The sequence below is a fragment of the Achromobacter sp. UBA2119 genome (genome assembly GCF_002331005.1).
Taxonomy (GTDB): Bacteria; Pseudomonadota; Gammaproteobacteria; order Burkholderiales; family Burkholderiaceae_B; genus Achromobacter; species Achromobacter animicus.
On record NZ_DCYD01000008.1, the window covers coordinates 143,211 to 164,518 of the forward strand.

At 64.4% G+C, this 21,308-nt stretch carries 21 protein-coding genes; 8 read left to right on the plus strand and 13 right to left on the minus strand.

Annotated features, from left to right (window positions below):
• Positions 1-142 precede the first annotated feature (142 nt).
• The 3 genes from B3098_RS04400 (at position 143) to B3098_RS04410 (ending at position 1,960) form a co-directional block, all read left to right on the plus strand.
• Positions 143-850, plus strand: a complete 708-nt coding sequence (locus B3098_RS04400; RefSeq protein WP_286891987.1) for a Crp/Fnr family transcriptional regulator — start codon at positions 143-145, stop codon at positions 848-850.
• Positions 851-909: 59 nt separating this feature from the next.
• A complete protein-coding gene (locus B3098_RS04405; protein ID WP_286891989.1) occupies positions 910-1,371 on the plus strand; it encodes a MarR family winged helix-turn-helix transcriptional regulator in 462 nt (153 codons plus the stop codon).
• A 163-nt stretch (positions 1,372-1,534) separates the two neighbouring features.
• The gene (locus B3098_RS04410; RefSeq protein WP_056560358.1) at positions 1,535-1,960 is read left to right on the plus strand and encodes an organic hydroperoxide resistance protein; all 426 of its coding nucleotides are present in this window, start codon (positions 1,535-1,537) and stop codon (positions 1,958-1,960) included.
• Positions 1,961-2,844: 884 nt separating this feature from the next.
• On the opposite strand, the gene B3098_RS04415 is transcribed toward B3098_RS04410, so the two are convergent.
• The 6 genes from B3098_RS04415 to B3098_RS04440 all read right to left on the minus strand — a co-directional run bounded on the left by B3098_RS04415 (position 2,845) and on the right by B3098_RS04440 (position 9,726).
• Positions 2,845-3,567 carry an ABC transporter ATP-binding protein gene (locus B3098_RS04415; RefSeq protein WP_056560356.1) on the minus strand — a complete coding sequence of 241 codons (723 nt, stop codon included), beginning with the start codon at positions 3,565-3,567 and terminating at the stop codon, positions 2,845-2,847.
• Positions 3,568-3,585: 18 nt separating this feature from the next.
• A complete protein-coding gene (locus tag B3098_RS04420) occupies positions 3,586-5,508 on the minus strand; it encodes a branched-chain amino acid ABC transporter ATP-binding protein/permease (protein ID WP_286891993.1) in 1,923 nt (640 codons plus the stop codon).
• Positions 5,509-5,511: 3 nt separating this feature from the next.
• Complete coding sequence (locus B3098_RS04425) at positions 5,512-6,384, minus strand: branched-chain amino acid ABC transporter permease (RefSeq protein ID WP_006216335.1); 873 nt, start codon at positions 6,382-6,384, stop codon at positions 5,512-5,514.
• A 141-nt stretch (positions 6,385-6,525) separates the two neighbouring features.
• Entirely contained in the window at positions 6,526-7,689 is a 1,164-nt protein-coding gene (locus tag B3098_RS04430; protein WP_175124981.1) for an ABC transporter substrate-binding protein, read from the minus strand.
• A 370-nt stretch (positions 7,690-8,059) separates the two neighbouring features.
• Positions 8,060-9,001, minus strand: a complete 942-nt coding sequence (locus B3098_RS04435; RefSeq protein ID WP_286892002.1) for a LysR substrate-binding domain-containing protein — start codon at positions 8,999-9,001, stop codon at positions 8,060-8,062.
• A 92-nt stretch (positions 9,002-9,093) separates the two neighbouring features.
• Positions 9,094-9,726: a LysE/ArgO family amino acid transporter gene (locus tag B3098_RS04440; protein ID WP_218342585.1), complete on the minus strand. Its 633-nt coding sequence runs from the start codon at positions 9,724-9,726 to the stop codon at positions 9,094-9,096.
• 148 nt (positions 9,727-9,874) lie between these two features.
• Here B3098_RS04440 and B3098_RS04445 point away from each other — a divergent pair, with 148 nt between their 5' ends.
• Entirely contained in the window at positions 9,875-10,774 is a 900-nt protein-coding gene (locus B3098_RS04445) for a LysR family transcriptional regulator ArgP (RefSeq protein ID WP_056560345.1), read from the plus strand.
• 18 nt (positions 10,775-10,792) lie between these two features.
• Complete coding sequence (locus B3098_RS04450) at positions 10,793-11,284, plus strand: copper chaperone PCu(A)C (protein ID WP_175124985.1); 492 nt, start codon at positions 10,793-10,795, stop codon at positions 11,282-11,284.
• A 169-nt stretch (positions 11,285-11,453) separates the two neighbouring features.
• Here the strand turns inward: B3098_RS04450 and gdhA are convergent, their stop codons facing one another.
• Together gdhA and B3098_RS04460 are read right to left on the minus strand one after the other, a co-directional pair.
• Positions 11,454-12,800, minus strand: a complete 1,347-nt coding sequence (gene gdhA, locus B3098_RS04455; protein WP_239213470.1) for an NADP-specific glutamate dehydrogenase — start codon at positions 12,798-12,800, stop codon at positions 11,454-11,456.
• A 412-nt stretch (positions 12,801-13,212) separates the two neighbouring features.
• Positions 13,213-14,007, minus strand: a complete 795-nt coding sequence (locus B3098_RS04460; RefSeq protein ID WP_218343266.1) for an exodeoxyribonuclease III — start codon at positions 14,005-14,007, stop codon at positions 13,213-13,215.
• 131 nt (positions 14,008-14,138) lie between these two features.
• On the opposite strand from B3098_RS04460, the gene pyrE reads away from it, so the two are divergent.
• Complete coding sequence (pyrE, locus tag B3098_RS04465; protein WP_286892007.1) at positions 14,139-14,825, plus strand: orotate phosphoribosyltransferase; 687 nt, start codon at positions 14,139-14,141, stop codon at positions 14,823-14,825.
• 79 nt (positions 14,826-14,904) lie between these two features.
• On the opposite strand, the gene B3098_RS04470 is transcribed toward pyrE, so the two are convergent.
• From B3098_RS04470 to gatC, 5 genes are all read right to left on the minus strand, one after another.
• Positions 14,905-15,378 (minus strand): type II toxin-antitoxin system VapC family toxin, encoded by a 474-nt coding sequence (locus B3098_RS04470; protein WP_175139639.1) that lies wholly within the window; start codon positions 15,376-15,378, stop codon positions 14,905-14,907.
• Positions 15,375-15,620, minus strand: a complete 246-nt coding sequence (locus B3098_RS04475) for a hypothetical protein (protein WP_191578461.1) — start codon at positions 15,618-15,620, stop codon at positions 15,375-15,377. The genes B3098_RS04470 and B3098_RS04475 overlap by 4 nt, the downstream gene beginning before the upstream one ends.
• Positions 15,621-15,744: 124 nt before the next feature.
• The gene (gatB, locus tag B3098_RS04480) at positions 15,745-17,202 is read right to left on the minus strand and encodes an Asp-tRNA(Asn)/Glu-tRNA(Gln) amidotransferase subunit GatB (protein WP_175124990.1); all 1,458 of its coding nucleotides are present in this window, start codon (positions 17,200-17,202) and stop codon (positions 15,745-15,747) included.
• 4 nt (positions 17,203-17,206) lie between these two features.
• Complete coding sequence (gene gatA, locus B3098_RS04485) at positions 17,207-18,742, minus strand: Asp-tRNA(Asn)/Glu-tRNA(Gln) amidotransferase subunit GatA (RefSeq protein WP_279973750.1); 1,536 nt, start codon at positions 18,740-18,742, stop codon at positions 17,207-17,209.
• A 3-nt stretch (positions 18,743-18,745) separates the two neighbouring features.
• Positions 18,746-19,054 carry an Asp-tRNA(Asn)/Glu-tRNA(Gln) amidotransferase subunit GatC gene (gene gatC / locus B3098_RS04490; protein WP_175124992.1) on the minus strand — a complete coding sequence of 103 codons (309 nt, stop codon included), beginning with the start codon at positions 19,052-19,054 and terminating at the stop codon, positions 18,746-18,748.
• A gap of 229 nt (positions 19,055-19,283) precedes the next feature.
• On the opposite strand from gatC, the gene B3098_RS04495 reads away from it, so the two are divergent.
• Complete coding sequence (locus B3098_RS04495; protein ID WP_006216320.1) at positions 19,284-20,327, plus strand: rod shape-determining protein; 1,044 nt, start codon at positions 19,284-19,286, stop codon at positions 20,325-20,327.
• Positions 20,328-20,411: 84 nt separating this feature from the next.
• Entirely contained in the window at positions 20,412-21,296 is an 885-nt protein-coding gene (gene mreC, locus B3098_RS04500; RefSeq protein ID WP_056560320.1) for a rod shape-determining protein MreC, read from the plus strand.
• Positions 21,297-21,308: the final 12 nt, after the last annotated feature.

Consider the following 21,308-nt stretch of genomic DNA (forward strand, 5'->3'; position numbering starts at 1 on the left):
GCAGTGCCTGCAATGGAAGCGGCGGTTGCGGCGGTGTGCTTGACCAGTTGGTTTTAGATTTACGGCAGGAGTTAAGGTATAAGGTTGGGTTGCTACCAACTGTCACCATCGCGACATTCAAGGACCTTTTAGGGTATTCCCGATGCAGCTATCCGACTCCCTGCAACTCGCCGCCGCCTGGTTCCGCGTGCTCAACGCCGAACAGCAAGCGCGCGTGGAGCGGGACCTTTCCGTGCAGCAGGTCGTTGCCGGATCGATCATAGAGCGCAAAGGCGAACTCGCCCAGGCTTGGATCGGCGTGCTGGCGGGACTGGTGAAGGTGTCGGTGGGCAATTCGGAAGGCAAGGTCGCATCGCTGACGGGCGTGCCCGCCGGCGGCTGGATCGGCGAGGGCTCGCTGCTGAAACGCGAAGTCCGCAAGTACGACATCGTGGCGCTGCGCGATTCGGTGGTGGCGCGCCTGCCGGGCACGACGTTCGACTGGTTGCTGGATACCAGTATTCCGTTCAACCGGTACCTGCTGCATCAATTGAACGAGCGCGTGGCGCAGTTCATCGGCAAGGCGGAGTACGACCGTCTGCTCGATCCCGATGCGCGCGTGGCCCGCTGTCTGGCCGAGTTGTTCAATCCTTTGCTGTATCCGGGCATGGGGATGCGTCTGACGATTACGCAGGAAGAAGTTGGCTATCTGGCCCGGGTGTCACGTCAGCGCGCGAACCAGGCGCTGCGCAAGCTGGAGGAGGCGGGTCTGTTGAATGTGGAATACGGCGCAGTGCGGGTGCTGGATCTGGGCGGGCTGAAGCAATACGGCTCGGACCGCGGCGCAGTGGAAGCGGAGCAGGCGGCGTAATCGTTGTGTCGCACAAAAAAAGTGTTGACGATAAATCGCGCGCTATTTAATATCGCACCATGAAATCCAGAAACAAGACCAAAGCCGCATTCAACCCGCTGCTGCTGGACAGCCAGTTGTGCTTCGCCTTGTACTCGACCTCGCTGGCGATGAACAAGGTGTACCGCAAGCTGCTGAGCGGGCTGGACCTGACCTACCCGCAATACCTGGTGATGCTGGTGCTGTGGGAAGGCGACGAAATTACGGTGACGGATATCGGCAGCCGCCTGTTTCTGGATTCGGCCACGCTGACGCCGCTGCTCAAGCGCCTGGAGGCCGCGGGACTGGTGACGCGCAAGCGCGCCATGAGCGACGAGCGCCAGGTGATCGTGGGCCTGACGAAACAGGGCCGCGATCTGCGCGAAAAGGCCGAAGCGGTGCCGCACGCGGTTGGCGCGGCAGCGCAGTGTTCGCTGGACGAAGCGCAGGGCATGACGAAGATGCTGCACGCGCTGCGGGAGAAGCTGGCCGGAAGTCTTTGAGGTTGTGGGTGATGACTGTCATCATCCGGTTTTATAAATAGCGCACGATATTGTTGTTCACTATTTAAAGTCTTGAGCAAGTCGCAAGTTCATCGTTGACCGCCAACACGGGAAGGGTCCCGCAAGGCAAGCAGTACAAACTTTCATTCAAAGGAACCACACCATGTCGATCGAAAAAGTCCTCTACCGCGCCAACGCCACCGCCACCGGAGGCCGTGAAGGCCGTGGCGTCAGCGACGACGGCAACCTGGACGTCAAGCTGACCACCCCCCGCGAACTGGGCGGCGCCGGCGCAGCAGGCACGAACCCGGAACAACTGTTCGCCGTCGGCTACTCGGCTTGCTTCCTGGGCGCGATGAAGTTCGTCGCGAACCGCGACAAGATCGCGATCCCGGCGGACGTGTCGGTAAACGGCATCGTCGGCATCGGCGCCATCCCGACGGGTTTCGGCATCGAAGCCGAACTGAAGATCTCGCTGCCGGGCCTGGACCGTGCAGAAGCTGAAAAGCTGGTCGCGGCCGCACACATCGTGTGCCCGTATTCGAACGCCACGCGCGGCAACATTGATGTGACGCTGACGATCGTTTGAGGGTGACGTCGCATCGAGTTTGATGCGACGTGAGAGTGGGCCTTGCAGGTGAAGACTGATTTGGTCGGTTGCCTGCGGAGGCCCATTTTCTTTTGGCGCGCCACGAAGCTCTTCGTAGGTCGCCCGACGCCGCGGTCACCGTGGGCACGATCGCCCACGATTGCGGTCCGGAGCCTTCGCTCCGGACTGCCCCATCCTCATCCTCGTCCTCGCCTGCGGCGACTCCTACGGATTCCGTCGGGCGCATCGACGGCGCTCGCGCTCACGGTGACCGCGACGCCGTGCTACGAGGGTCTTTGGTATGCGGCGCTTCAAGACCTGTGTTCAGGGCAGGAGAGCTGCGGGGCCGCCGAATTGCTGCCGCCCGGGCGGCGGCAATCGGCATCGGACCTGTGGGTCGTCGGTGCGGTAAGCGCTTGCGCGCGTGCGGAGAGCGGCTTGCGAATGGTGCTCGTCAGTGTCAGACACTCAACGTTGCCATAGGCAAGAACTCAACCACACTGCAGCCACACGCGAAGCGTCATCGCCGCGACGCAAGACGCCGCGTAAGCCCCCGAAGGCCGCCCGCGCGGCCGCCGCGGGCGGGCCCCGCAAGATCTTTCTCTCTCCCCCCACCGTAGGCAAGAACCTAAAGAACCCAACTCGCCCCGCCACCGGTAAAGCTGAAACCACAAGAGCCCGTCGCAGCGGGGGCCTGGGTGCGCGGGGCGTGTAGATGCGCCCGACGGAATCCGAAGGCAGCCGCCGTAGGCGGCAACGAGGATGAGGACGGGGCAGTCCGGAGCGAAGGCTCCGGACCGCAATCGTAGCCCCGCGCACCCAGGCCCCCGCTGCGACGGGCGTCTCAAGAACCCGCCTCACCGCCAGCCGACCAATCGTCACCCTCAATGCCCCCCACCCAAATAAGCCGCCACAACAGCCGGATCATGCTTCAACTTCTCCGCACTCCCATGCACAGAAATCCGCCCGTTTTCCAGCACATACCCATAATCCGCCACATTCAACGCCGCCGCCGCGAACTGCTCCACCAGCAGCATCGTCACGCCTTCTTCCTTGAGCCGCGCAATGATCCGGAACACTTCTTCCACCAGAATCGGCGCCAATCCCATCGAAGGCTCGTCCAGCAGCACCAGTTCCGGATTCAACATCACCGCACGCGCCATCGCCAGCATCTGCTGTTCACCGCCCGACAGCGTCCCAGCCAGCTGATCCCGCCGTTCCTTCAAGCGCGGGAACAGATCCATCGCCCGTCCCAGATCAGCTTGAACGTCACCCTTAGGCCGGCTACCCGTCAGACGCGGAAACGCACCCAGCAGCAGATTGTCGGTCACTGACAGCGTAGGAAACACCCGGCGCCCCTCCGGCGAATGCGCCAGTCCCAGCCGCGCGATGCGATGTGACTCCATCCCATCAATCCGCTTGCTACCCAGCGTGATCTCCCCCGCCGTCGGCCGGATCATCCCCGACAGCGCCCGCATCGTCGTCGTCTTCCCAGCCCCGTTCGAGCCGATCAGCGTCACCACTTTGGCTTTCGGCACCTCCATGCTGATGCCGTGCAGCACCTTCACCTTCCCGTAGCCTGCTTCCAGATTCTTGATCGATAGCATCTTCTTGTCCCCTTGGCGTCAGGCGGGCGCGCCGCCCAGATACGCCTCGATCACCTTGGCGTTGCTTTGCACTTCATTAGGCAGGCCCTCGGCGATCTTCTGGCCGAAGTCCAGCACCGACACCGTGTCGCACACCCCCATCACCACGTCCATGTGGTGCTCGATGAGGATCAGCGTGATGCCGTGGTCGCGCACCTTGCGGATGATCGCCAGCAGTTCCACGATGTCAGGCGCCGTCAGGCCTGCCGCCGGTTCGTCCAGCAGCAGCAGTTGCGGATCCAGCGCCAGTGCGCGGGCGATCTCCAGGAGGCGCTGCTTGCCGTAGGGCAGGTTGCGCGCCTCTTCGCTGGCCAGCGATTCCAGGCCGACGAATTCCAACAGCGCCATGGCCCGTGCCCGTGCGCCCTGTTCCTCGGTCTTCCACTTGGGTGTGCGCAGCGCGATGCCGGCCAGACCCGTCGTGAAGGTGTGATGCAGGCCCACCAGCACGTTCTCCAGCGCGGTCATTTCGCCGAAGAGTTGCACGTTCTGGAACGTGCGCGCGATGCCGGCTTCGGCGATGTCCGCGGGCGGAAGGCCGACGAGCGACTTGCCCCCGAACTCCACCGCGCCGGCCGTGGGCACGTAGATGCCGGTCAGCACGTTCATCATCGTGCTCTTGCCGGAACCGTTGGGTCCGATGAGCCCGTGGATGGTGCCGCGCTTGACGGTCAGGTCCACCTCGTTCAGGGCTTTCAGGCCGCCGAACTGCATCAGCACGTTCTTGGCTGCGAGCAGGGTCTCGCCCTTGCCCGCCACCGCGTCCGGCACGGCGTCCTGTTCCTTCACCAGGTCTTTCTTGACGGCCAGCGCCGCGCGGCGCGTGGAGAAGAACAGGTTGCGAACGAAGCCCACGATGCCGTCTGGCAGGTAGTACACGACGAACAGGATCATCGCGCCGAAGATGGTCAGGCGCCAGTCGGTGACGGCGTCCAGCCAGTACGAGAAGATGGCCAGCACGATCGTGCCGATCACCGGCACCGCGACCTTGCGCGGCTCGGTGCGGCCCTTGGAGATGGCCACGACGCTGCCCACCGTCACCAGGATCGCCACCGCCAGCGCGATCAGGCGGAAGGTGTCGATGTCGTCCAGCATCTTGGGCAGCAGCACGATGATCGAGGCGCCCAGCAGCGCGCCGGTGCGGCTCTTGCGGCCGCCCATGATGATGGCCAGCAGGAACAGGATCGTCAGTTCGAAGTTGTACGTGTTCGGCGAAATGTACTGTTCCGAATACGAGTACAGCGCGCCCGCCAGGCCGGCAAAGCCGGCGCTGATGACGAAGGCGATCACCTTGTGCCGGTACACCGACACGCCCATGCAATCGGATGCGATCGGGCTGTCGCGCAAGGCTTCGAACGAGCGGCCCAGGTGCGACTTCAAGATCCGGTGCACCACGATCAGTGAGATCACCAGCAGCGCGGCGACCAGCCAGAAGTACTCGGCCTTGGTCAGCACGTGGCCGGCGATGGACGGCTTGGTGACCTTGATGCCCAGCGGGCCTTCGGTCAGGAAGGTCATCTCGTTGATCAGGATCTGGATGATCGTGCCGAAGGCCAGCGTCACCATCGCCAGATAGGGGCCGGTGACGCGCAGCGCCGGCAGCGCCAGCACTGCGCCAAAGGCGGCGGCGATGACGATGGCGGCGGGCAGTGTCAGCCAGATGGGAATCTGCAGGTGAAAGACCAACACGCCGGCCACGTACGAGCCGATGCCGAACAAGCCGGCGTGGCCCAGCGACACCTGGCCGGTGTAGCCCACCACGATATCGAGCCCGAACAGCAGGATCGAATAGATCATGATGGTTTCAATCAGGTGCAGGTAATACGTGTTGGTCACGCCCAGCGGCACGGCGGCCAGGCAGGCCACGGCCACGATGGATAGGAGAAGATGCAGGGGTTTCATCGCTTACACCTTCTTGATCGCGGTCTTGCCGAACAGGCCGGCGGGCTTGAAGGTCAGAACGAGCAGCAGCAATACCAATCCCGGCACGTCTTTGTATCCCGTTGATAGATAGAAACCGGTGGTCGTTTCGGCGATCCCCAGGATCAGCCCGCCCACCACGACACCCATCCCGCTGGACAGGCCGCCAATGATCGCGACGGCAAATGCCTTCAGGCCCAGCACGGCGCCCATCGTGGCGCCGGTCAGCGTCAGCGGCGCGACCAGCACGCCGGCAAACGCCGCGGTCAGCGACGACAGTGCGTACGAGAACGTGATGACCATGCCGGTGTTGATGCCCATCAGGCCGGCCGCGTCGCGGTCGTTGGACGTGGCGACGAAGGCTTTGCCGTAAATGGACTTGCGGTTGAAGATTTCCACCAGAATCATCATGCCCAGCGCGCCGAACACCACCAGCAGCTCCATCGGCAGCACGTTGGCGCCCAGCACCTGAATCGGCGCCTCGGGCAGCGGCGAGGGAAAGCGCAGGTCGTCGCGGCCCCAGATGTTTTCGGCCACGTTCTTGAAGATGATGCCCAGCGCAATGGTGGCCATGATCCAGCCGAATTCCGATCGCGTCTTGATGGCGGGCCGCACGCCCACGCGTTCGACCAGCGCGCCCTGCGCGAAGCCGAAGATGCAGACGATGGGAATCATGACCCAGTAGTTCACGCCCAGTCCGACGAGCGTGAGGCCGACGAGCGCACCCAGCATCAGGGCTTCGCCCTGGCCGAAGTTCAAGGTGCCCGATGTGGCGAAGGTGAGCTGGTAGCCGAACGCAATGACCGCATAGATCATGCCTAGCGCGATACCGCTATAGATGAGCTGTAGAAGAATCATGGTGTGTGTCTTGAGGCGCTGTGTTCCGTCCCAACCCCCTTGGGCAGAACGCTGTTTTCAGGCGGCTGCATGCCCCGCGCCCGAAGCTTGGGGCGCGGGCGGCGGCGGCCGGGCAGCCGCCGCCTTCCTGCTTGTCGGGATTTAGTTGGCCTTGATGACCCGGCCGCCCTTGACCTCGCCGATGACCACTTCCTTCGCGGTGATCGCGTCGTGGTTGTCGTGCGAGAAGGGCTTGTTGTAGGTCATCACCACGCCCTCGACCGGGGTCTGCAGGTTCTCCAGTGCTTCGCGCACCTTGGGACCGTCGGTCGAGTTCGCCTGCTTGATGGCCGCGGCCAAGAGGAAGATGGAGTCATAGCCCTGCGCCGCCGACACCGGCGAATCGATGCGGTTGTTCTTGGGCTTGAACTTGGCCAGGTAGGCGTCGATGAACGCCTTGCGCTTGGGCGTGTCCGGGTCCTGGATGAAGGTCTGCGGCATGCGCGCGCCTTCACCGTTGGCGCCGGAGTTGTCGATGTAGTTGGCCATGGACAGCGTCCAGCTGCCGATGATCGGCACCTTCCAGCCCAGCTTGGTCATGCCGTTGGCGACCTGGGCCAGCTCCGGGCCGATACCGTAGGTCAGCACGGCTTCGGCGCCCGCGGCCTTGGCCTTGAGCAGCTGGGCCGTCATGTCGACGTCCTTGATGTTGAACTTCTCGACGGCGACCGGCTTGATGCCCTTGGCGTCCAGGGCCTTTTCCAGGTCCTCGCGGCCGAGCTGGCCGTAGTTGGTGGAGTCGGCCAGGATCGCGACCTTCTTGAAGCCGCGGCGCGTGATCGCTTCTTCCACGATCATCGGGGCCTGGATGCTGTCGTGGGCCGCATTGCGGAACACGTAGTTGTCGGGGTATTCAGGCGCCTTGAACTGATGCGTGATCACGCTGCCGGTGGCCACGTTGTTGAAAACCGGGATCTTGGCGTCCTGGTAGAAACGTTGGGAGGCCAATGCGACGCCGGTGTTGATGTAGCCGACGGTGGCGGTCACCTGTTCCTTGTTGATCAGTTCCTGCGCGATCTGTACGCCGCGCTCGTTCTTGGCTTCGTCATCGCGTTCGACCGCGACGAGCTGGCGGCCCATCACGCCGCCGTTCTTGTTGATCTCTTCAATGGCAAGGCGAACGCCGTCGCGCATGCTGACGCCCATCGAGGACGATCCGCCCGTGTAGGGGCCGGCCACGCCGATCTTGATGGGGTCGGCGGCGTGGGACGCGGCCGATACGGCAAATGCAAGGGTTCCTGCAAGCAGCTTCAAACGAAAATCCATGGATGTCTCCGTTGTAATTGGGTGAACTGCGTGGAAAGCCGTGTGCCGGCGCCAATCGGCGGGATGGTGTTTTGTTGGCGCGCTCCTTTGTTGCGTGTCGTGACTGTCTGCTTAATCGCTTACGCGAATCTGACCCGGCGGTGCTTTTCCGCGTAAATACCTAGTGCGGATGCAAGGTTCCTTTCAGCTTGCTGAATGCTGTGAGTGGAATGGGCGGTGAGATGGGCGTGCGTCGGTGTTGCGTTCGCAATGCGTCCGCTTCCGCTTGTCCACACAGCGTGTCTCCGGGACGGGCGCAGTCACGCTGGCCGCATCCTAGCGATCAGGGTGCGGCGTCGTGCGGAAATTCATTCCGCAGATAACTGGAAATTTATTCCTGACCGGCCTGCGGCCCGCATGGCCATTGGGCTGCGCGTTTGCAGACCTCGGCGAGCCATAGGGAAAACGCCTGGGCCGCGCCGCCCGGTATGCGTGTGGCTTCGGTACACAGGTAGTACTGCGACTCGCCGGGGATCTCCACATCCAGCACGCGAACAAGCTTGCCTTCGTCCAGCCACTCGGCGGCCAGCGATCGGCGAGTCAGCGCCACGCCCTGGCCGGCGCGCGCCGCGGCGAGCATCATGCCCAGGTCTACCAGCCACACGCCGCGCGACGGCTCGGGCCAGTCCAGGCCAGCCGCTGCCAGCCACGGACGCCAGGGTTCCATGGGGCAACGCAACAGGTCGGCGCGCGCCAGATCGGCGGGCCGCTTGAACGGGCCGCGCGCCGCTTGATAACTCGGTGCGCACACCGCGAACACCGGATCTTGCGTGAGCGGATGCGCATGAAGGCCGGGATATTTGCCGCTGCCAAAGCGGATCCAGACGTCGGCGTTGGGGGGCATGATGTCCAGGTAGGGAATGGACAGCATGATTTCAAGTTCGACGCCGGGGTTTGCCGCGGTGAAACCGGGCAGGGCCGGAATCAGCACCTGCCGGGCGAATGTCGGCGTGGACACGACGCGCAGCGTTTCCAGCTTGGGTTCGTTGCGCTTGTGCAGCGAGGCGTCGGACAGCAGATCGAGCGCCGTGCGCACCTGTTCCAGGTACTCGCGTCCGGCCGCGCTCAGCGTCGCACCGCGGCTGCTTCGAATGAACAGCGTGACATCCAGCAAGGTTTCCAGCGAGGCGATGCGCTTGCCGATGGCGCTGGCGGTGACGAAGAGCTCTTCGCTCGCACGCTCGAAGGAACCCAGCCGCGCGGCCGCTTCGAACGCCTGGATGGCGGCAAGCGGCGGCAGGCGCACGTCTTTGGAAGGCGAAGGTCCACGCATGGCGCGTTGGCGGGCCGGCCCGGCGCCCGACAGAAAGTGGTGAGGCGCCGATTATAAAAGTGCCGGCGCGGGCACGCCGTGCAGCAACGGTGTCAGACGCCCTTCAGCGCCAGGCTGATCGCCAAACCAGCCATGACCACGGCGATGATGCCGTCCAGCGCGCGCCAGGCCGACGCGCTGGCAAAGAAGGGAGCGAAGAGCCGCGATCCGATGCCCAGTACCGCCAGCCACAGCAGGCTGGCGGTGAAAGCGCCGGCGGCGAAGGCCATGCGGGCGTCTTCGAAGCCGTGCGCCAGTGAGCCGACCACCACCATGTCCAGCCAGAAGTGCGGGTTCAGCAGCGAGAAACCCAGCGCGCCCAGCATGGCGGCGCGGCGCGACGGCACCACGTCGCGGGCGGCGGCCAGACCCCCCGTGGCGGTCCAGGCGCGGCGCGCGGATTGCGCGGCGTACCAGGTCAGGAACGCCACGCCGAACCACAGCACGGCGGTCGTCAGCCAGGGGAACCACGCGGTCAGCGCCTGCAGGCCGGACACGCTGGCAAAGATGAAGACCGCGTCGATCAGCGCGCAGATGGCGACGACGCTCAAGAGATGCGCGCGCATGAGGCCCTGGCGCAGGATGAACGCGCTTTGCGCGCCCACGACGGCAAAGAGGCCCAGGCCCGTGGCCGTGCCGCTGGCCCAGGCGGTAAGAAAGGTGGGGGATGACAAGGTGGCAAACATGGAAAAAGTACCTGTGACTGCAACGCCTGTAGCGGCGCTTTGATGGGTGGCCGAATTGCTGAGAGCGATCGGCAATGCGCCATTTTCCCTTGCCATGTATATGAAATACAGCTAATTTTCCTTCACTATATTAAGTATTTCTAATCTCATGAAAATCGATCACGGTAACCTGCGCGCCCTGGCCGCAGTGGTGCGCGAAGGGAGTTTCGAGCGCGCGGCGCTGTCGCTCAGCGTTACGCCGTCGGCGGTGTCGCAACGGATCAAGGCGTTGGAAGACCGGATGGGCCGGCTGCTGGTCCAACGCACGGTGCCGGCCGCCGCCACGGCAGACGGCCAGGTGCTGGTGCAACTGGCCGAGCAGACCGCCTTGCTGGAACACGACGCGCTGAACCGGCTGGGCGTGGCCGACGACGACGTGCCCCACGCCAGCATCCCCATCGCGGTCAACCACGACAGCCTGGAAACCTGGTTCGTCGACGCCGCCCTGCAATTCGCGGCGCGCACCCGCGCCACGCTGGATATGCTGTCCGAAGACCAGGATCACACGGCCGCGCTGCTGCGCAACGGCTCCGTGCTGGGCGCCGTGACCACGCTGGCCGATCCGGTGCAGGGCTGCCGCATCCACGCGTTGGGCAGCATGCGCTACGTGGCCACCTGCACGCCGGACTTCCACAAGCGCTACTTCGCCTCGGGCGTCAACGCGCAGACGCTGGCTCAGGCGCCCGTTCTGGTCTTCAACCGCAAGGACGCGCTGCAGGCGCGCTTTGCGCACAAGATCGCCGACCCCGCGCCGTGGGAGCCGCCGGTCTGGTGGGTGCCGTCCACGCGCGCCTTCGTGCAGGCCACGCTGGGCGGATTGGGCTGGACCATGAACCCGCTGCCGCTCGTGCAGGAACATCTTGATGCCGGTCAACTCGTTCTGCTGCGCGGCCGGGCGTGGGAGGACGTGCCGCTCTACTGGCAGCATTGGCGGGTAAACTCCGAGGCCATGGAAGCCTTGACCGACTCGGTGCTTTCAGCCGCCCGCAGCCTGGTCAGGCGCCGCTAACGTCTCAGGAGGACACCCATGAACATCCGCAAGTTTGCCGTTGTTGCCGCGATCGGCCTGTGCACCGCCGGTTCGGCGTGGGCCAAGGACTACAAGGTCGGCCAGGTCGAAGTCGACGATCTCTGGGTCCGCGCCTCGGCGCCCGGACAGGCCAACGGTGCGGGGTACATGGATATCGACAATGACGCCAAGGCGCCGGACCGTCTGCTGTCGGTCTCGTCGGATGCCGCCGAACGCGTCGAACTGCACACCGTGCAGACCGAAAACGGCGTCTCCAAGATGCGTCAGGTCGAAGGCGGCATCGCGCTGCCCGCCGACACCGAGGTCAAGCTCAGCCCGGGCGGCTATCACGTCATGTTCATCAAGCTGAAGGCGCCGTTCAAGGATGGCGCCACCGTGCCCGCCACGCTCAAGTTTGAAAAGGCAGGCGAAGTGGCGGTGGAATTCAAGGTCAAGCCGGCTTCGCATAATCCCGGCATGAGCCACGATCACGGCGCGATGAAGCACTGATCTTTGCGCCACCCCGCCAGGCTGCGCGCTTTTTAGCGGTGCAGGCGCGGGCCAATCCGCGGCCCCATCGGCGGCCCGCCATCGCCGCAATGCAAAAGGCCGACTCATCCGAGTCGGCCTTTTGCATGCCGGGCCCGCGCGTTGTCGCGCGCGCTTCAGCGGGCGGCGATCAATACAGCCCTTGCTGACGCATGGCGTCCGCGACCTTGACGAAGCCGGCAATGTTGGCGCCGTCCAGGTAGTTCACGTACTCGCGCTCCGAATGGCCGTGGCGCACGCAGTTTTCGTGGATGTCGCGCATGATGGCATGCAGGCGGGTGTCCACTTCCTCGCGGGTCCACGACAGGCGGGCCGAGTTCTGGGCCATTTCCAGGCCCGACACGGCGACGCCGCCGGCGTTGCTGGCCTTGCCCGGCGCGTACAGCACGCGCGCGGCGATGAAGGCCTTGGCGGCGTCCAGCGTGGCGGGCATGTTGGCGCCTTCGGCAACCGCCAGCACGCCGTTCTTGATCAGCGTCTGGGCGTCCGACAGCTCCAACTCATTCTGCGTGGCGCAGGGCAGGGCGACGTCGACGGGCACGTGCCACGGGCGCTTGCCGGCTTCGTACTGCAGGCCGAACTGGCGGGCGTAGGAGTCCAGGCGGCCGCGCAGGTCGTTCTTGATGTGCATCAGCGCCACAAGCTTCTCGTGGTTGAAGCCGGCTTCGTCGACCACGGTGCCGTTCGAATCCGACACGGTGATGACGCGCGCGCCCAGCGCCATGGCCTTCTCGATGGCGTACTGCGCCACGTTGCCCGAGCCCGACACGGACACGCGCATGCCGTCGAAGGACTTGCCGACGCGCTTGAGCATTTCTTCGGCGAAGTAGACGGTGCCGTAGCCGGTGGCTTCGGGGCGGATCAGGCTGCCGCCGAAGGTCAGGCCCTTGCCGGTGAAGACGCTGGCGGTGGAGTTGGACAGCTTTTTCATCATGCCGGCCATGAAGCCGACTTCACGCGCGCCCACGCCGATATCGCCGGCGGGCACGTCGGTGTCCGGACCCAGGTGGCGATACAACTCGATCATCAGCGCCTGGCAGAAGCGCATGACTTCGGCGTCGGACTTGCCCTTGGGATCGAAGTCGGAACCGCCCTTGCCGCCGCCCATGGGCAGCGTGGTCAGCGAGTTCTTCAGGGTCTGTTCGAAGGCAAGGAACTTCAGGATCGACAGGTTCACCGACGGGTGAAAGCGCATGCCGCCCTTGAAGGGGCCGATTGCGGAGCTGTGCTGGATGCGGAAGCCGCGGTTGACCTGGGCGCGGCCCTGATCGTCGGTCCAGCAGATGCGGAACTGGATGACGCGTTCCGGTTCGACCAGGCGTTCCAGCAGAGCGTGCTCGGCGTAGTGGGGATGCTTCTCGACGAAGGGCCACAAGCTGAGCATCACCTCCTGGACGGCTTGCATGAATTCGGGTTGCTGCGGGTCGCGCGCGGCGACGCCACGCAGGAAGTCGTCCAGACTCTGCACTTTCACCATGATCTCCTCGGGGGTGCTTCGAATAGGTGCGGAAATTGCGCCAAATTGGGGCGCGATCAGTTTGTTTTGGTGCATGGCTGCACCTGTATGGTGCGGGGATTGTAGGGGCAAAATGTTGCCCTGCGCAAAGCGAAAAACCGCGCCATCACCTTGATAACAAACAGATTTTTCCAGACGATAAACGGGGACGTATAAAAGCGGAGTGTTGATCGGCTGTGGATGGAAACCGGGCTGATCAAACGGGGGCGCTTGAAAATTCAGGGATTTTTGAAGTGCCCCCGTTTAATTTCGCCGATGCGGCATAGGGCAGGGCGCCTTCTGATACGCCGCTGCGGGGCATCCGGCAGCGTCGCAAAGACGCCGCCGCCCGCCCGGCGCCCTTAATGCGTCCCTATATTTATTTTGAGAAAAATCACGCGCGCAAAGTGAAGTCGTAATCGATCGTCAACGGCGCGTGATCCGAGAAGCGTTCGTCCTTGTATATGGCGACGCTGCGCGCCTTGGCCGCGATGCCGGGGGTCGCGATCTGGTAGTCGATGCGCCACCCGACGTTCTTGGCCCAGGCTTGGCCGCGATTGCTCCACCAGGTGTACTGGTCGGGGCGGTCGTCGATGGTGCGGAACACGTCCACAAAGCCGCGCTTGTCGAAGACGTCCGTCAGCCACGCGCGCTCTTCGGGCAGAAAGCCCGAATTCTTCATGTTGCCCTTCCAGTTCTTCAGGTCGATTTCCTTGTGCGCGATGTTCCAGTCGCCGCAAATGACGAATTCACGGCCGGTCGTCTTGTGCTCGTGCATCAAGGCATCGATCCACGGGCCGAAACTGTCCAGGAAGCGGTACTTCGCCTGCTGGCGTTCGTCGCCACTGGAGCCAGATGGCAGGTAGGCGCTGATGACCGACAGATCCTTCCAGTCGGCGCGGATGATGCGGCCTTCGCTATCGAACTCTTCACAATCAAAGCCGTTGTTCACGCGCTCCGCGGCATCTCGCAGGTAGATGCCCACGCCGCTGTAGCCCTTCTTCACGGCGTGGTGGAAGTGGCCGGTGTAGCCGGGCGGATGGCGCAGTTCGTCGGTCAGGTCCTCGTGGGATACCTTGATTTCCTGCAGGCACAGCACGTCGGCGGCGTGCTTTTCCATCCACGGTTGCAGGCCCTTTTTGAAGGCGGACCGGATGCCATTGAGGTTGATCGACGTGATGCGCAGCAAAGCGAAACTCCTGTGATGCGGCCGCAGGGGGGCGGACAATGCCAGGAATTTAACCGACTCCGCCGCGGCCACCTGGAACAGCCCCGACAGCGGATAAAATGCGGGGTCTGCCACCTTCCGGATCACCCTGCATGCCCGCCGCCCCGTCCTCCGTCACCGCCCTGGATTTCGTCCGTTTCGCCTTGAACGAGGGCGTTCTGCGCTTTGGCAGCTTCAAGGTCAAGTCGGGCCGCATCAGCCCCTATTTCTTCAACGCAGGCCTGTTCAACAATGGCCGCTCGGTCGGCAAGCTGGCGCAGTTCTACGCACAGGCGCTGCTGGATTCCGGCGTCGAGTTCGACATGCTGTTCGGCCCCGCGTACAAGGGCATCCCGCTGTCCACCGCCACCGCCGTGGCGCTGGCCGGCCACCCGGACATGCAGGGCCGCAGCGACGTGCCGTTCGCCTACAACCGCAAGGAAGCCAAGGATCACGGCGAAGGCGGCACGCTGGTTGGCGCTCCGCTCAAAGGCAAGGTCGTCATCATTGACGACGTCATCACGGCCGGCACGTCGGTGCGCGAGTCCGTGGAAATCATCCGCGCCGCCGGCGCCGAACCGGCCGCCGTGCTGATCGCGATGGACCGCATGGAGCGCGCCGGCCCGGACGACGACCTGTCGCCGCATTCGGCCGTGCAGGACGTGGCCAAGACCTACGGCATCCCCGTGGTGGCGATTGCCTCGCTGACCGACATCCTGGCCCTGCTGCAGGATGATGCGTCGTTTGCGGAGAACCGGGATGCCGTGCTGGCGTATCGGACGAAGTACGGGGTGAAGTAAGCGTCTCGTTGCTGAAAGCAATGACAAAGGGCGGCCATGGGCCGCCCTTTGTCATTGCAAAGATGCAATTGCCAAAACGTCATTGCCATAGATAGGGCGCAACGGGTTCGGCGACGCCGTGCGGTTGCCCGAACACGGTGACGCCGCTGGCCCGCGCCGCGTCCGCCAGCTTGCGGTCAAAGGTGGCCAGGCACGCGCGCTGCCGCAGCGAGAGTTCGAGATAACTGGCGTCGTAGGCAGTCAACCCATGGGCGCGGGCAAGCTGGCAGGTGCGCGCGATGCTGGAAGCCGCATCGTCGTTGTCGGCGGCGATGGGCAGGTTGTCGAGAAGTTGATTGAACGCAGCGACCTGGGCCCGCGAAATGCGCTGGCTGCGCTCTGCACGCAAAACGCCATTGGCAACTTCCACGCGCCAGATGTGAGGCACGGTGTTTTGCGAGCCGTGCGCGACGTCGAGCAGATGCTGGGCAAGCAGCGATTCGTGGACATCCACGCGGTACAGCAGCCAGGCAAGGGCGACCGACGCGTCCGGCACCAGACGGATGGTGTTCATTCCCGGCCTTCTTCGATCCAGGCGCGGATGATGTCGTGGGAGACCGGAGCCGCGGTATGCAGGCGCTTCATGGCCTCCAGGGCATCGTGCGCGTTCAGTGAGGTATCGGGCAGGACGGGCGTCAGCCTTGCACGGCGCACGCCGTCGACAGAGATGATGAAGTGCTGCCCCTGGCTGAGGGCCTGCAGGTAATCGGTGAATCGGTGCAGCAAGTCGTTGCTGCTGACCTCGGTGTAGTTCATGGCCAAGCCTCCGGCGAAATCGACCAGATCATTCTTGGCCAAACAAAAGGCCGCGGCAATATGCCGCGGCCCCTGATTCAGTCTGATATTGCGCCGGTTCTCCGTGGGGAGAACCGGCGGTCCATCAACTATCCAGCTTCTGCTTCAGCAGATCATTCACCTGCTGCGGATTGGCCTTGCCGCGGGCGGCCTTCATGATCTGGCCGACCAGGGAGTTGAACGCCTTCTGCTTGCCGGCGCGGTACTCCTCGACGATGGCCGGGTTGGCGGCCAGCACTTCGTCGATCATCGCGCCGATGGCGCCCGTGTCGCTGATCTGCTTCAGGCCGCGCGATTCGATGATGGCGTCGGCATCGCCGCCGTTTTCGCCAGCCCACATGGCGCCGAAGACTTCACGGGCGATCTTGTTGGAGATGGTGCCGTCGATGATGCGGCCGATCAGGGCCGCCAGCGCCGGCGCCGCGACGGGCGATTCGGCGATGGTCTTTTCTTCCTTGTTGAGCACGGCGGCGACTTCGCCCATGACCCAGTTGGACGCGAGCTTGGCCTGGCCGGCCGGCAGCGCGTTGGCGACCGCCTGGAAGTACGCGGCCAGATCGCGGCTGATGGTCAGTTGCGCGGCGTCGTACGCGGGCAGGCCGTATTCCGTTTCGAAGCGGGCGCGCTGGGCGGCCGGCAGTTCGGGCATGGCGGCGCGGACCTCGTCCACCCACGCGCTGGAGATCACCAGCGTGGGCAGATCGGGATCGGGGAAGTAGCGGTAGTCGTGCGCGTCTTCCTTGCTGCGCATGCTGCGCGTTTCGTCGCGGTCGGCGTCGTACAGACGCGTTTCCTGGACGACGGTGCCGCCGTCCTCGATCAGCTCGATCTGGCGGCGCGCTTCATAGGTGATGGCGCGTTCCAGGAAGCGGAACGAGTTGACGTTCTTGATCTCGGTGCGGGTGCCGAATTCTTTCTGGCCCACGGGGCGGACCGACACGTTGGCATCGCAGCGGAAGGAGCCTTCCTGCATGTTGCCATCGCAAATGCCGAGCCACACGACCAGGCTGTGCAGCGCGCGCGCGTAGGCCACGGCCTCCGCAGCCGAGCGCATTTCGGGCTCGGTCACGATTTCCAGCAGCGGGGTGCCGGCGCGGTTCAGGTCGATGCCGCTGGCCGGGCTGCCATTGCCCAGGTTGAAGTCGTCGTGCAGGGACTTGCCGGCGTCTTCTTCAAGGTGGGCGCGCGTCAGGTTGACGGTCTTTTCTTCTTCGCCGACGAAGAACGACAGCGAGCCGCCCACCACCACCGGCAGCTCGTACTGGCTGATCTGGTAGCCCTTGGGCAGGTCAGGGTAGAAGTAGTTCTTGCGCGCAAAAACCGAGCGCGGGGCGATCTTGGCGCCCACGGCCAGGCCGAAGCGGATGGCGCGTTCGGCCGCGCCGCGGTTCATGACCGGCAGGCTGCCCGGCAGGGCCAGGTCAACCTCGTTCGCCTGCGTGTTGGGTGCGGCGCCGAATTGCGTGCTGCTGCCCGAAAAGATCTTGGAGTCCGTGGAAAGCTGCGTGTGCGTTTCCAGGCCGATGACGATTTCCCAGTTCATGTTCTCAGCCTTGCTGGACAGGGGCACGCTGATGCCAGTCCGTCACGTGTTGGTAGCGGTCGGCGATGGCCAGCAGGCGGCCTTCGTCGAAGTAGTTGCCGATGATCTGCAGGCCGATGGGGCGATTCTGTTTTTCGCCACCGAAGCCGCAGGGGATCGACATGGCGGGCAGGCCCGCCAGGCTGACGCCCAGCGTGTAGACGTCGGCCAGCCAGTCGGCGGTCGGGTCGTCGCGGTTGTCGCCGATGTTCTTGGCGACCGACGGCGTCACCGGTCCCATGATGACGTCGCACTGGTCGGCATAGGCGCGCTGGAAGTCCTGCGCGATCAGGCGGCGCAGGCGCTGCGCCTGCAAGTAGTAAGCATCGTAATAGCCGTGCGACAGCACGTAGGTGCCGATCAGGATGCGGCGCTTGACCTCGTCGCCGAAGCCTTCGGCGCGCGAGCGGCTGATCATCTCGTTCAGGTCGCCATACTGCTTGGCGCGGTGGCCGTAGCGCACGCCGTCGTAGCGGGCCAGGTTGCTGGACGCTTCGGCGGGGGCGATTACGTAGTAAGCCGGAATGGCCAGCTCGGTGCGCGGCAGCGACACCGGCACGCGCACGGCGCCCAGCGCTTCGAACTGCTCAAGCGCGGCCTGCACGGCGGCGGCCACATCGGGGGCCAGACCGGCGCCGAAATACTCTTCGGGCACACCGATGCGCAGGCCTTTGAGCGGCTGGCTGCCGGCGGCGTCGAAACGGGCCTGCGCGGCGTCGAAGTCGCGGCGCACGCGGCCGGGTTCGTTGACCGCGCCATCGCATTTTTCGAGGCTGGTGGCGTCGCGCGGATCGAAGCCGCTGATGACATCCAGGATTTCAAGCAGGTCGCGGCTGCTGGGGGCCAGCGGGCCGGCCTGGTCCAGGCTGGAGCCGAAGGCCACCATGCCGTAACGCGACACGGTGCCGTAAGTGGGCTTGATGCCGCTGACACCGCACAGCGCGGCGGGTTGGCGGACCGAGCCGCCGGTGTCGGTGCCGGTGGCGGCGGCGACCAGGCGGGCGGCCACGGCGGCGGCCGAACCGCCCGACGAACCGCCGGGTACGGCGGCGTGATCCCAGGGGTTCTTCACGGCGCCGTATGCCGAGTTCTCGTTGCCCGAGCCCATGGCGAATTCGTCGCAGTTCAGCTTGCCCAGCGACACCGCGCCGGCCGCGCCCAGGCGTTCCACGACGGTCGCGTCGAACGGGCTGACGTAACCGTCGAGCATCTTGCTGCCCGCGGTAGTGCGCCAGCCGCGCGTCACGAACGCGTCCTTGTGGGCGATCGGGATGCCGGCCAGCGGACCCGCGGTGCCGGCTGCCAGTGCAGCGTCGGCCGCGCGGGCCTGGGCCAGCGTCAATTCGGCGTCAATATGTAAAAAGGAATTCAGGCCGCTGGCCGCTTCGGCGGCCGACAGGGCGCTTTGCGCCAGGTCTACCGCGCTGACTTCGCGTTGCGCGAGGGCCGCGCGCAACGCGGCGATCCCCTCGAATTGGGTATGCAGGGCAGGTTTCGTCATGACTTAATCCAGGACCTTGGGAACCAGGAACAGGCCGTCCTGGGCATCGGGCGCGTTGGCCAGCAGTTCCTGGCGGCGGGCTTCCGATCCGGCTTCGGTCACGGCGTCTTCACGCAGGCGCAATACGATGTCCTCGTGCGCGGACAGGGGATGAGCCAGGGGTTCGACGCCTTGGGTATCGACGGACTGAAGCCGTTCGATCAGGTGGAGGATGCCGTTGAGTTCGGCCTGCGCGACAGTGCGCTGGTCGGGGGTCAGTTCGATTCTGGCCAGCCGGGCAATGCGGGCCACATCTTTGTCGTTGAGCGCCATGGGGGATTGCAAAAATCGGTAAGCGAAGGCCGCGGGGCGGGAGTGGGCAGTATGCATACGCCAAACCCGTTACAAAGCTTGAATAGCCTGCATTTATGCGCTATTTCCGGGGAAATTATAAGTTATGATTCACGGTTTAATCGCCGTGATGACAGGCGGACCCGTTGTTTCACGGGCCAAACGCCCCGCGGCTTGACCCCAATTCCCCCCAGAATTTAGCTGAGCTCCCATGTTCGGATTCCTGCGCAGTTATTTTTCCAGCGATATGGCGATTGACCTAGGTACCGCCAATACGCTGATTTACGTCCGCGGCAAGGGCATCGTTCTCGATGAGCCTTCCGTGGTCGCAATCCGTCATGAAGGCGGCCCCCACGGCAAGAAGATCATTCAGGCCGTCGGGCACGAAGCCAAGCAAATGCTCGGTCGCGTTCCCGGCAACATCGAGGCCATTCGGCCCATGAAAGACGGCGTGATTGCCGACTTCACGGTCACCGAACAGATGCTCAAGCAGTTCATCCGCATGGTGCACCCTCGCAACATGCTGGCGCCCAGCCCGCGGATCATCGTCTGCGTGCCCTGCGGCTCCACCCAGGTTGAACGCCGCGCCATCCGTGAATCGGCGCTCGGCGCCGGCGCTTCCCACGTCTTCCTGATCGAAGAACCCATGGCCGCCGCCATCGGCGCCGGCCTGGCCGTGTCCGACGCCAGCGGCTCGATGGTCGTCGACATCGGCGGCGGCACCACTGAAGTGGCCGTCATCTCGCTGGGCGGCATGGTCTACAAGGGTTCCGTGCGCGTCGGCGGCGACAAGTTCGACGAAGCCATCGTCAACTACATCCGCCGCAACTACGGCATGCTGATCGGCGAACCCACGGCCGAACTGATCAAGAAGGAAATCGGCTCGGCGTTCCCGGGTTCCGAAGTCCGCGAAATCGAAGTCAAGGGCCGCAATCTGGCCGAAGGCGTGCCGCGCAGCTTCACGGTCTCGTCCAACGAGATCCTCGAATCGCTGACCGATCCGCTCAACCAGATCGTTTCCGCCGTCAAGATCGCGCTCGAACAGACGCCGCCCGAACTGGGCGCCGACATCACCGACAAGGGCATCGCCCTGACTGGTGGCGGCGCGCTCCTGCGTGACCTGGACCGCCTGCTGCAAGAAGAAACCGGCCTGCCGGTCGTGGTGGCCGACGATCCCCTGACCTGCGTCGTGCGCGGTTGCGGCGAGGCGCTGGAACACCTTGAGAAACTGGGCGCCATCTTCATCAACGACTAATATTGCCCGCCAGCCCGGAGCCCCGCTTTTTTCTGGCTCCGGCCGCTGCGGGGGCCTCGGACGCGGGCGCCCGGGCTGAGATTCATGCAACGACAAGGGACTCCCCCCCTATTCAGGCGCGGCCCACCGGCAGAGGTGCGGCTGGTCGTTCTGGTCGTCCTTGCCCTGGCCCTGATCGTCATGGATTCCCAATGGCGCATGCTGGAACCGGCGCGCCGCGCGATTGCCGTAGGGCTTTATCCGTTCCAGCGTGCCGTCATGGCGCCGCGCGATCTCGTCCAGCAAGTCAACGAATGGGTTAACGCGGCCAACCTCATCCGCAGCGAAAACGAAGCCTTGCAGCGTCAGCGCATCGAACTCGCCCAGGTCGCATCCCACGCGGCGCAGCTTGCCGCCGAAAACTCCCAGCTTCGCCGCCTGCTTGGCGTGACCGACACCGTGGCGCAGTCCGCCGTGGTCGTTGAAGTCATGTACGAACCCACCAACGCGTTCACGCAGCGCCTGGTCTTCAACAAGGGCAGCAAGGCTGGCTTGGCGCCCGGCATGCCGGTCATCGACGAAGGCGGTGTGGTTGGCCAGATCGTTCGCGTGACGCCCATGACCGCTGAAGCGGCGCTCGTCACCGACGAGCAGGTTTCCATCCCCGTGCAACTCCTGCGCAACGGACTTCGTCTGATTGCGTTCGGCGGCAACTCGCCCGGCAAGATGGAAGTGCGTTACCTGGCGGCCAATGCCGACATCAAGGAAGGCGATACTATTGTCACCAGCGGCGTCGGCGGCCTCTTTCCCGCCGGCCTGCCCGTGGCCAAGGTGACCTCGGTGGAACGCGATACCGCCTCCGGTTTCGCGCGCGCCGTATGTGAACCGCTGGCCCATCCCGAACGCTATCGCCATTTCCTGGTTCTGCAGGTGGATGTGGATCGCGCCGAGTCCAACCGTCAGGAGGTCGATTCCGGTGGATCGGACTAACCAACACGCTGC

Excerpts from the sequence above, each read along its gene's own strand:
- B3098_RS04400 (WP_286891987.1), top strand. The coding sequence starts at position 143 with ATGCAGCTATCCGACTCCCTGCAACTCGCCGCCGCCTGGTTCCGCGTG.
- B3098_RS04405 (WP_286891989.1), top strand. The coding sequence starts at position 910 with ATGAAATCCAGAAACAAGACCAAAGCCGCATTCAACCCGCTGCTGCTG.
- B3098_RS04410 (WP_056560358.1), top strand. The coding sequence starts at position 1,535 with ATGTCGATCGAAAAAGTCCTCTACCGCGCCAACGCCACCGCCACCGGA.
- B3098_RS04415 (WP_056560356.1), bottom strand. The coding sequence starts at position 3,567 with ATGCTATCGATCAAGAATCTGGAAGCAGGCTACGGGAAGGTGAAGGTG.
- B3098_RS04420 (WP_286891993.1), bottom strand. The coding sequence starts at position 5,508 with ATGAAACCCCTGCATCTTCTCCTATCCATCGTGGCCGTGGCCTGCCTG.
- B3098_RS04425 (WP_006216335.1), bottom strand. The coding sequence starts at position 6,384 with ATGATTCTTCTACAGCTCATCTATAGCGGTATCGCGCTAGGCATGATC.
- B3098_RS04430 (WP_175124981.1), bottom strand. The coding sequence starts at position 7,689 with ATGGATTTTCGTTTGAAGCTGCTTGCAGGAACCCTTGCATTTGCCGTA.
- B3098_RS04435 (WP_286892002.1), bottom strand. The coding sequence starts at position 9,001 with ATGCGTGGACCTTCGCCTTCCAAAGACGTGCGCCTGCCGCCGCTTGCC.
- B3098_RS04440 (WP_218342585.1), bottom strand. The coding sequence starts at position 9,726 with ATGTTTGCCACCTTGTCATCCCCCACCTTTCTTACCGCCTGGGCCAGC.
- B3098_RS04445 (WP_056560345.1), top strand. The coding sequence starts at position 9,875 with ATGAAAATCGATCACGGTAACCTGCGCGCCCTGGCCGCAGTGGTGCGC.
- B3098_RS04450 (WP_175124985.1), top strand. The coding sequence starts at position 10,793 with ATGAACATCCGCAAGTTTGCCGTTGTTGCCGCGATCGGCCTGTGCACC.
- gdhA (WP_239213470.1), bottom strand. The coding sequence starts at position 12,800 with ATGGTGAAAGTGCAGAGTCTGGACGACTTCCTGCGTGGCGTCGCCGCG.
- pyrE (WP_286892007.1), top strand. The coding sequence starts at position 14,139 with ATGCCCGCCGCCCCGTCCTCCGTCACCGCCCTGGATTTCGTCCGTTTC.
- B3098_RS04470 (WP_175139639.1), bottom strand. The coding sequence starts at position 15,378 with ATGAACACCATCCGTCTGGTGCCGGACGCGTCGGTCGCCCTTGCCTGG.
- B3098_RS04475 (WP_191578461.1), bottom strand. The coding sequence starts at position 15,620 with ATGAACTACACCGAGGTCAGCAGCAACGACTTGCTGCACCGATTCACC.
- gatB (WP_175124990.1), bottom strand. The coding sequence starts at position 17,202 with ATGAACTGGGAAATCGTCATCGGCCTGGAAACGCACACGCAGCTTTCC.
- gatA (WP_279973750.1), bottom strand. The coding sequence starts at position 18,742 with ATGACGAAACCTGCCCTGCATACCCAATTCGAGGGGATCGCCGCGTTG.
- gatC (WP_175124992.1), bottom strand. The coding sequence starts at position 19,054 with ATGGCGCTCAACGACAAAGATGTGGCCCGCATTGCCCGGCTGGCCAGA.
- B3098_RS04495 (WP_006216320.1), top strand. The coding sequence starts at position 19,284 with ATGTTCGGATTCCTGCGCAGTTATTTTTCCAGCGATATGGCGATTGAC.
- mreC (WP_056560320.1), top strand. The coding sequence starts at position 20,412 with ATGCAACGACAAGGGACTCCCCCCCTATTCAGGCGCGGCCCACCGGCA.